Origin of the sequence: Lewinella cohaerens DSM 23179, from assembly GCF_000379805.1 — a bacterium.
GTDB lineage: Bacteria > Bacteroidota > Bacteroidia > Chitinophagales > Saprospiraceae > Lewinella > Lewinella cohaerens.
In genome coordinates, this window is the sequence record NZ_KB903599.1 from 1 (window position 1) to 2,117 (window position 2,117).

A 2,117-nucleotide genomic window follows, 5' to 3' on the forward strand; every position below is an offset into this window, starting at 1 on the left:
GGTTCGCAGCGCAGCGGAGAAGCTTGTGCCACACGGGCTTGCCCGAAAAACGTTGCCCAAGATGCGCAGCGAAGCGGAGTATCTTGGGCAACGGTGTGCGTATGAAGCGTTTCTTTCCAGCTCCGTTAGGGCTGTGAGAGAAATGTTTTCATACGCAATGTTACTTACCGTCTTTTTAATGCGTATTGTGTAAGGCTTGTTCGCCACTAAAATTAGGCTTTTCCGAGATATTTATTCCAAAATATATCTACCAATCTTTTGAGCGAGATACGTCATGCGAGTTTCTTGCTGAGTTCGTTTAATTTGCTTGTCTAATTGAATCCGTTGCACTCTACTCTACTTATTTAAAATATAAACTCGCTGACTTTTTTTATCCTCAATTTGAGTCTTTTCCCACCACTCTTTGATTGTCAAAGAGTTACGTAATTTGGAACTCTGGATCGTAAAATGTAAGAAAACTAACGATTAAATGTAAAAGCTTTCAACCATTGAGGACGAACACGAAATGTTTGCGCTCGTTAAGTGTGTAATTATTTAAGGTGGGAAAAAGACGGCTTTCTATCGTGATTGACTTTTTTGAAGTTTAAAATTATTGAGACGTGCTTTGCCTTTTTTGGCGAACACAGACGTAAACATGAAAAATCAATCGATCGTTGCAACTCGAGAAAATAACACAAATTCTACTTCATGGGTGGTTAGTAACGCTCGGTGCAAACGATGTAGACGCGTTTAGCGGCTATAGCCGTTTTGCACTTTGTTAGCCTCAGTTCTTTTTTTCAAGTTCTTTCATTCTGTCTTCATATTGATTTTCTCCACTTAGTTCAAATGCCCTGGTTACATATTTTAAAGCATTGGCATCGTCATTTTTAGCCTCATAATAATCAGCCATTGAATTATAGGCGCTCGCGCTTTTGGGATAATATTCAATATTCGATTTGAAAAACATAAATGCCTTTTCAGGTTGCCCCATTTCTAAATTCATATAACCATAGCCACTAAACATTTCCTAAATCATTGGAGGGAAGGGATAACCGAAATGCGTTGAATAGATTTCTTCTTGTTTTTCCAATAGCTCAACCAATTCTTCTACTTTCGTTTCAGGATTATTATATTTTTGCGGAGATTTAAACTGGTACCATTTAAAAAGAAAAATCAATCCATCTCTTATTGATGGTAGCGGAACGGTACCATGTAAATCTTCATTGTACACCTTCCATGAGAAATTTAATCCACTCTGTTTTTGAGAGGTCGCAAAAGTTGAAAAGTCAATGATTGAACGTGCAAACAAAGTGAATTCTGAAGAGTCGTCCATAATATTCTCCATGGTTATTTCTTCATCCCACATATGTAGCTGTTCTGCTGCTAAAGAAACGAAAAGTGATTTACCTTCATAATTATCTGAAATCAGTTTTTGCTTGGCTTCGTTCAATAATTTTTGATTATCCCATTCGATACTTGGATCTATAGCAATAAAATTTTCAAAAACATGCTTATGATTAATCAGCATATTTATCGTAAACAGTCCTGCATATGAATGGCCAATTAATGTACGGTAAGGCGTAGTGGGATATTTGTTGTCAATGTATGGGATTAGTTCTTTTTCAATAAATTGGGTGAAGTTTTCAGCACCGCCAGTATCTTCATCCATTGCCTGCCCACGCCTCATTTTAATCTGTGAAGTAGTTAAGTCCCGTATCCTGTTAGTTTTGTTAGAAATTCCAATTAGAATCATATGAGGCAAATAATGTCCCCAATAATTGTCATAAACTGCTTCTAAATTTTCTTTCAAAGAAAACCCATCTAACAAATAAACAACAGGATATTTTACACTACTATTTGGGTTATAATTCTCAGGGAGTTTAACCCAAAATTCTCGATATTCTTTGAATAACTCTGAATATACGGAATCAATAATTTCTGTTTCAAATGCCTTCGATTGTGCCGATATTTCTTGAAAGAAAGAGCAGATTGATCCAATTGTGATTAATAAGATATATTTTTTCATTCGAGTTTTTTATTGAGGCTAACGTTTTTCGGGACATGCGAAGTTCGGAAATTTTCGGCGCAGCCGAAAAAATTTTTGAATTTCCGCATGTCCCGTGTTGTACGAGGTTCGC

3 protein-coding genes are annotated in these 2,117 nt (G+C 36.6%); 1 reads left to right on the forward strand and 2 read right to left on the reverse strand.

Going from position 1 to position 2,117, the window contains the following annotated elements; genetic code table 11:
- Positions 1 to 193 (forward strand): hypothetical protein (locus tag A3EU_RS34895; protein WP_044087110.1); only part of this gene is annotated, 193 nt, incomplete at its 5' end.
- Positions 194 to 763: 570 nt separating this feature from the next.
- Here the strand turns inward: A3EU_RS34895 and A3EU_RS34900 are convergent.
- Positions 764 to 1,003: a tetratricopeptide repeat protein gene (locus A3EU_RS34900; RefSeq protein ID WP_020539244.1), complete on the reverse strand. Its 240-nt coding sequence runs from the start codon at positions 1,001 to 1,003 to the stop codon at positions 764 to 766.
- A gap of 3 nt (positions 1,004 to 1,006) precedes the next feature.
- A complete protein-coding gene (locus tag A3EU_RS32005) occupies positions 1,007 to 2,005 on the reverse strand; it encodes an alpha/beta hydrolase (RefSeq protein ID WP_020539245.1) in 999 nt (332 codons plus the stop codon).
- Between the last annotated feature and the right edge of the window lie 112 nt (positions 2,006 to 2,117).

Coding starts and splice junctions, on each gene's coding strand:
- A3EU_RS34900 (WP_020539244.1), bottom strand. CDS start 1,003: ATGTTTAGTGGCTATGGTTATATGAATTTAGAAATGGGGCAACCTGAA.
- A3EU_RS32005 (WP_020539245.1), bottom strand. CDS start 2,005: ATGAAAAAATATATCTTATTAATCACAATTGGATCAATCTGCTCTTTC.